The organism is Robinsoniella sp., from assembly GCF_034124845.1.
Window position 1 is genome coordinate 1 of record NZ_JAWYAJ010000305.1, and the last position, 7,111, is coordinate 7,111.

5 protein-coding genes and 1 pseudogene are annotated in these 7,111 nt (G+C 42.4%); 1 reads left to right on the plus strand and 5 read right to left on the minus strand.

Annotated elements, in window-relative coordinates; translation table 11 throughout:
- From ACH2DQ_RS15380 to ACH2DQ_RS15395, 4 genes and pseudogenes are all read right to left on the minus strand, one after another.
- A pseudogene (locus ACH2DQ_RS15380) lies at positions 1 to 322 on the minus strand (hypothetical protein); the annotation flags it as partial.
- Positions 323 to 467: 145 nt separating this feature from the next.
- Positions 468 to 1,478 carry an ABC transporter permease gene (locus ACH2DQ_RS15385; protein ID WP_394915152.1) on the minus strand — a complete coding sequence of 337 codons (1,011 nt, stop codon included), beginning with the start codon at positions 1,476 to 1,478 and terminating at the stop codon, positions 468 to 470.
- A gap of 61 nt (positions 1,479 to 1,539) precedes the next feature.
- On the minus strand, positions 1,540 to 2,778 hold the full coding sequence (locus ACH2DQ_RS15390) for a uroporphyrinogen decarboxylase family protein (protein ID WP_394915151.1): 1,239 nt from the start codon (positions 2,776 to 2,778) through the stop codon (positions 1,540 to 1,542).
- 31 nt (positions 2,779 to 2,809) lie between these two features.
- Positions 2,810 to 3,133: an L-rhamnose mutarotase gene (locus tag ACH2DQ_RS15395; protein ID WP_394915150.1), complete on the minus strand. Its 324-nt coding sequence runs from the start codon at positions 3,131 to 3,133 to the stop codon at positions 2,810 to 2,812.
- Positions 3,134 to 3,508: 375 nt separating this feature from the next.
- Here ACH2DQ_RS15395 and ACH2DQ_RS15400 point away from each other — a divergent pair, with 375 nt between their 5' ends.
- Entirely contained in the window at positions 3,509 to 5,809 is a 2,301-nt protein-coding gene (locus ACH2DQ_RS15400; RefSeq protein WP_394915149.1) for an extracellular solute-binding protein, read from the plus strand.
- A gap of 188 nt (positions 5,810 to 5,997) precedes the next feature.
- Here ACH2DQ_RS15400 and ACH2DQ_RS15405 read toward each other — a convergent pair whose 3' ends face one another.
- Positions 5,998 to 6,600 carry an adaptor protein MecA gene (locus tag ACH2DQ_RS15405; protein ID WP_394915148.1) on the minus strand — a complete coding sequence of 201 codons (603 nt, stop codon included), beginning with the start codon at positions 6,598 to 6,600 and terminating at the stop codon, positions 5,998 to 6,000.
- Between the last annotated feature and the right edge of the window lie 511 nt (positions 6,601 to 7,111).

Sequence of the window (7,111 nt, forward strand, 5' to 3'; positions counted from 1 at the left end):
CAATCAACGCCTCTACCTTCTCATTTTCACTCGCCTGGGTCCAGTCCGGTCCGATCTGGATTACGACTTCCACACCCTCATCTTTCTGGAATTTTTCCACACCCTTTTTTACTTCGTCAAAATAGGGATGGGGTGCCGGTGCATACCATGCAATCTTAGTTGCGGAATCAGAACCTGCTTTTTCTTCTCCTGCTGCATCTGGGGCAGCCGCATCCGTCGTCTGACCTGATTTCGTTTCTTCCGCCGGTGCCTTTGGACTTCCACATGCACTTAATCCCGTTACTAATGCTGCACATAATAAAGTTGCGATCATTTTCTTCATATTATTGTTCTCCTTTTCATAGGCGCTTTCATGGCTCCTGCTTTCTATATGTAATACAACCCGTACCGGCAGCCCGAGAGCGTGTTTGAATCATGCTTTCCGGCAGCTATACGTTCCAGTTTATGGGGGATTTTCCAAATACGCTCTAAGCATGCTGCTTCTTTTTCAACTCCTGTTTCAGCTTCCTGTTATTCATAATGGATTTAATACTATCCAGGGAAACCGCCAGCAAAAGAATCAATCCCAAATACGCCTGCTCGTAATAAATATTGGCATTTAACATAACTAAACCGTTCTTAACCATAACAATCAAAAAGCCCGCAAAAAATACTCCGATGGGATTAAATACACCGCCCTTTAGCGCCGTTCCGCCGATTACTGCCACCGCAAAGGAAATAACCATCCAGTCCACACCGGTAGACGGCTGTGCAGACCCCGTTCTGGAGATCCATAAAAGCCCTGCGATTGCTGCAAATAATCCGGAACCCACATTCGCCAGAATGATCATTTTATTTGTATTGACACCGGACATCCTTGCCGCCTCCACATTTCCTCCGGTAGACAAGATACGGCGCCCTGTCACTGTATATTTGAAGAAATATCCCAGTACTATTAAGGCGATCGCTGCCATCCAGAGAAGAAACGGAATCCCAAGGAAACCTTCTCTTCCCAAAAATGTAAAGCTTTCCGGTATCTCATTGTAGGGATAACCCTGGGAAATACCGTTGATTAGCCCGGTAAAAATAAAAGAAGTAGCCAAGGTAACTACAAATGAATTTAACTTTAATGTTGTAATAATTATGCCATTGATACAGCCTGCCGCTACGCCCACTGCCAGGCCGGCAAGTACTGCTGCCACCGGCGGAAGCCCCAATACCTGCATGCTGTAACCGGCTGCCACAACCGTCATGCCTCCGATATATCCAAGCGATAAGTTCATGCCGCCTACAATTACAACCAAGGCCTGCCCAATTGCAATAAATATATAGATTGCAGCCGTTCTGCCCATGTTGAATAAATTATAGGCGGTAAAAAAGCTGTCCGAAAATGCTGTAAAAATAATACCCAGAGCCAGCACTGCCGCAATTACCGTTACCTCACTTCTCGCAAACAATTTTTTCAACTGGCTTTTATTGACTTTATTGCCCTTTTCCATTTCTTAATACTCCTTTCATGCCATTTCATGTTATCCATATCTATTACACACACGCTAAAACCTATCTTGCATCCGCCACTGCCCGATACATTGCCAGTAAATTCTCCGGCGGTACATCCGGCATAATATTGTGTTCCTGATTGAACACAAATCCTCCATCCTGATAGAAGATATCAATCATCCTTCTGGTGTAGTCATATACTTCCTCAGGCGTGGACCGGTTAAGTACTGAGCGAGTATTGCAGCCGCCGCCCCAAAAGGTGATGTCCCTGCCAAATTCTCTTTTTAATACCTGTGGGTCCATCTGGTAAGCAGTTGTCTGAACCGGATTAATCACATCGTATCCCGCATCGATGAGATCTCCCATTATGGGGTAAATGGAACCGCAAGAATGTAAAAATGTTTTCATATTGCTGTGTTTATGAACATAATCATTTAATTTCTTATGATGAGGCTTAAAAAGTGTTTGGTATTTCTCCTGAGACATAAACATTCCGGTATCCATGCCCAGGTCATCTCCAAATCTGAGAATATCTACAATATCTCCCACCGACTCACATACCTTTTCCAGCGTAGCCAGGTGGCGTTCCATCAGTTCCCCTACCAATATCTCTACATTTTCCGGGTCTGCATAAGTATCCATGAGAAAATTATCCATTCTTCTTAAGAAGGTGCCCCACTCAAAAAGGTTGCATCCGCAGGTGATCATAAGTGCACGATCTGTCGTTTCCCTCATTTTGAGTGTTCGCTCCCGAAGCTGGCTGTAGAAATCCGGCTCAGCGGCATGATCCCAGGGACTATGTACCAATGCACTCCACAGCACTTTTCCCATTTGATGATCCAGGTCACGATAGTCATCCGGGTAGTCCTCACAGTAAGGGAAATAGGTTTGGTCAAAAAATGTAGCTCCCACCGGCATTTTTGCAATGGCAGTTCCTTCACCGTCAATTACAAGATAATCCCCGTTTTCCTGTTTCTGTGGATGAAACCACTTGGGATACTGTCCAACAGATCCATCTGCTAAAGTAATGTCATACCAGTCGCTGTCCTTTTCGTTAAATGCTCTTCCTATATCAATTACATCTACCCCGAACATATCCATGATGTTTTCTTCCGGCTGTACGACCTGCTGTACGACATCAAAGATTCTTGTATGTCCTCCCGTCAGATTTAAATGCTTTTTTAACTTGTTATAAGCAATTGCTGATATTCCTGAGCTTGGTGTTCCTCCTAAATCCAGAGGAACATAATCCGGCTGCTTATGTCCGATTGATGTTAATACCCGTTCTCTTGATGTCATATTTATCTCCTTTTCTCTAAACGTTTAGATTTTAGTCTAAATGATATACCTCATTCATTTCAGCCCACCACTCACCTTCTGCTGCTGATTCCACAGGTTCCTGGCACGGATCACACAACCCCCACCACTCCTGCGTTTTCGGATCATCTGCCATCTTCTTCATATCCGCTTCGTAGTCATTTCCCGTATATTCATAGTAGCTGAATAAGTAACCATCCCGGTAATATATGGAATAATTGCTGATATTGCACGCTTTGATCTTCGCATTGATCTCCGGCCACGGCTGTGCATGCAAAGCTTTATAGGTTTCTAAATGTTCTTTTTTTACCCTGATTACCTGCCCGTATCTTCTCATACTTCTATACCTCCATTTTCTCAATTTGTTTAAATGTAACAGCCTGTTTAAAAAGCTTTTTTACTTTTTTTACTTTATGACTTTTTTATCTTTTTACTCTGCTTTCAAACACCTTCCTCCAGAAGCCGCTAGTAATTCCGTCATACTGCACAATCTCACTTCTATTTTAAACCTGTTTTTCGTTTTTTTATCGTTCATCTGATATTTACATTATATATTCTTAATCATTTTTTACAATAGGTTTCCCAAAATATAAATCTAAACGTTTAGATATCTTGACTGTTTGATAAATTCATGATAACTTCTTATTAACCGGTACTGGAAGTGACCTTTTCCAGTACCAGATTCTCTTTAAAATAAGGGGGGATGTCTTTCATGGCAACTTTAAATGATGTTGCTAGAGATGCCGGTGTATCCATTGCAACCGTTTCCTGCTGCTTAAGTGGAAAACGCCAGGTAAAGCCAGAAACAAAAATGAAAGTAATGGATTCCATAGAAAAGCTGAAATATATACCCAACGCCTCAGCCAGAAACTTAAAATTATCTGCCACTAACCGAATTGGTGTGGTACTTACGGATATTGACAACCACTATCACGCAGAAATATTTAAAGGAATTTCATCCTATCTGCAGAATAAAGACTATACGATCAGTGTGGCGTTTTCCAATAACTCACCGGATATTGAATGCGAGAAAATTGAAGATTTTGTAAGCCAGAACGTTTCCGGGCTTTTAATTATAACCTGCCAGCCCCAAAATACGGAATTTTTTCAAAACAGAATTAAGAATTTTAATATTCCCGCTGTCTTTATTGAACGAAGACCCCACAATGTTGATGTCAGTTTTGCTGGTTTTGACAATTACCGTACCACCTGTTTCATTACCGAAAAACTATTGTCCAAGGGTTATAGAAACATCGCTTTAATTACGGGTGCTTCCCATTTTTCTTCTGAAAAAGACTGCATTTGCGGATACCAGACGGCTTTTCAAAACTATGGGCGGAAATTCGATGACGCTCTGGTCTGCAATACAAATATGACAAAAGAAGATGCTTTTAAATCAACCATGCACCGCCTGAGCGGCAAAGCAGTTGAAGCAGTCATTACCTCTTCCGAAAACATCGCTTACGGCGTCCTGGAAGCATTCCATATCCAGGGCCGCAATGTTCCCCGGGATATCCAGGTAATCACCCTTGGGGAAGAAAGCTGGAACAGCTCTGCCCGGCTGCCCGGAACTATCTATACGTCCAGAACAGCTTTTACCCTGGGTACGGAAGCTTCCAGGTTATTGGCAAAGAATATTGAGTCCCCTATGTTTTTTGAAGAAAAGTTACTGAATTTTACCGACAATATAACGGACTCTTCCCTGGACTTTCCGGAGCCTCCACCCTCACCTCTGCCTTCTGCGGTCCCCTTAAAGAAGGCACCGGTATTACGTGCACTTATGGTGGATCTGGACACGTCTCATTCTACTAAACTCCTGACCAGTTCTTTTACCAGGCAATCCGGCATCACGGTAGAATTTGATTTTGTCCCACAAAATAACTTGTTAAATAAAATCATAGAAGATATTGACCGTTCCAGAAATTATTATGATATCTATATGTATGATGTGCCCTGGCTGGAGTATATGGTTCAAAACTCCCTGGTATCAGAAATTACGGATTTCATTGCAAATGGCAGCTTTAACCCTCTCTTACTGTTTGACGAGAACATGGACAACTGCTGCTATGAAAACCGCTACTATGGTATCCCCATCATTGGCGGATCCCAGATCATGTTTTACCGCAAAGACCTCTTTGAAAAACGAGACCTGATAAAAGCATTTAAAAATAAATATAAGATATCCCTGCGTCCGCCCAAGACCTGGACAGAATTTAACGGCATTGCCAATTTTTTCACCCGTTCCTGCAACCCTGATTCCCCCACTATTTATGGCACCTCCTTTGCCGGAAGCATGGACGAGGAACTGGCACCGGAAATCCTGATACGGCTCTGGTCATTCGGTGGGAAATTATGGGATAAGTACAACCGGGTATGCATGAACACTCCCGAAAATATAAAGGCATTCCGCCACATATTAGAGACACTACATTATGTAGAACAGTCCCCTTTTGAGACATCCATTCAAAAGACGGTCTCTGATTTTTATTCCGGCAAAACAGCAATTCTTCTTACATACACGGAATACGCTGCAAAAATCAGCAACAGTATTCATGAAAATATCATAGGCCGGGTAGGCTATGAACCCATCCCCGGAAAAACTCCGGTGAGCATCGGCTGGAATTTCGGTCTGAATCCGTTTACTACAAAGTCAGAAGAAATATTCCGATATTTCAACTGGCTCTGCCAGCCCGATACCAGCAGCTACATGACGATTCTGGATGGACAGTCACCGGTCATAGCACCATACCACAGCCATGAATTAATGAAACTGTATCCCTGGATGGAATTAACCGAAAAAAGCTTTGCCTATTGCCGCAAAAGAAACGGACCTTACCGAAGCAGGTCGCTGATAATCCCTCAGAACAAGATTGAATCAATTCTATGTGGTGTGCTGAGAAACATTTTAGAGAAAGGCTATACCATAGAAGACGCCCTTATACAGGGGCAGACAAAACTGGAGGCCCTGTTCCGCTCTTATGGGTATCCGAAGCCTCTTCATTTTATTAAATAAGGGGTTATGGGTTCTTGCTGGGAGGCAGGTCTGTGAACAGGAATGCAAAAACATCCTGTATCAGACCAGTGATACAGCAGAAAAATATCCCGGCAGAAATTACATTTAACTCCGCTATAGACAGCGTCTCCGCTCCTATAGACAGCTGCATAAATGCATTTCCCGCCGGGATTCCTTGTTTTATCTATTTAACTGAGAACCCGTAATTTCTGCAGTGCATCCTTTTCCAAAATACATTCGGAATGTTCACACAGCAAAGCCTTTTGCCCTCTTGTCACAGATTCCACATCTGCAAATTCAGCCAGATTAATGGTACACCAAGCCATCTGTTCCCCTTCGTCCTTATTGGGTTCTACGAATAAAAGGTATTCACCTTCAAATTTGTACAACGCATTTTCCAAAGGTATTTCCGTGTTGATAAGCCTTGATACCCGAATGACATCATCCAGATCAGCAAATTCATAGAGGAGATGCAATTCCTCTTGTTTTGCCATTGTATGTTCAACCGATTCTGCATCTGACTGGTTCTCTTCTGTCTTTGGCAGCTGCTCTTTTCTGGTAATGGAAAATGTGACTCCGCTTGCCGATAATTCCTGAAGCTGACAATGAAGGAGATAACCTTCCACCTGGAACATTAAATCTTTTTCTGCCTTCCTCATTGCTTCCTGGAATAGTGTGCGTGCTTTTTGCGTCCCGTATAAAAAATCATTAACATTGAGTTTATATTCAATAAAGTCCTCTCGATTTAGTGACCACAGAAGCCTTGAATCATTCACTTTCTCTATTTTCATGGTTATTTCCCCCCTTCCAGACCATGTAAAATTCAAAATGGTATTATTATATTTGTTATACTGTAACTATAACAAATTATTATGTAAACTGCAATAGGAAGATGCAAATTTATAGAAATTTAATCTATTTGTAAAAATATACTGGATTTACCATTTTTAAGGCTTGCTATTACTACACCGCACAATTATTTCAAGTTACAAATATATTACTAACAAATTAGGGGAATTAGCTAGAATAATTAGCTGAAACAGGATAAGGCTTACGTTATAAAAGATTAAATTTGGGTTTTGCTGAGTAAAGACGCTTTGTAGATGGAGGTGGTGTACGGACAGAGAAGGGGGCGGACCAGGAGAGGGGTTTGGAAGGCTCAACGCAGAACTGGCATTTTCTAACCTTCCCGAAGCGCTTTTTGGCGGCACGCGGGCATTCGCTCCGAAATCCTGATGCATTTCGCAGCTCAATGCCCGCTTAGTATCCGATGGGAGCCAGTCGAATACTATCCGCCAAAAA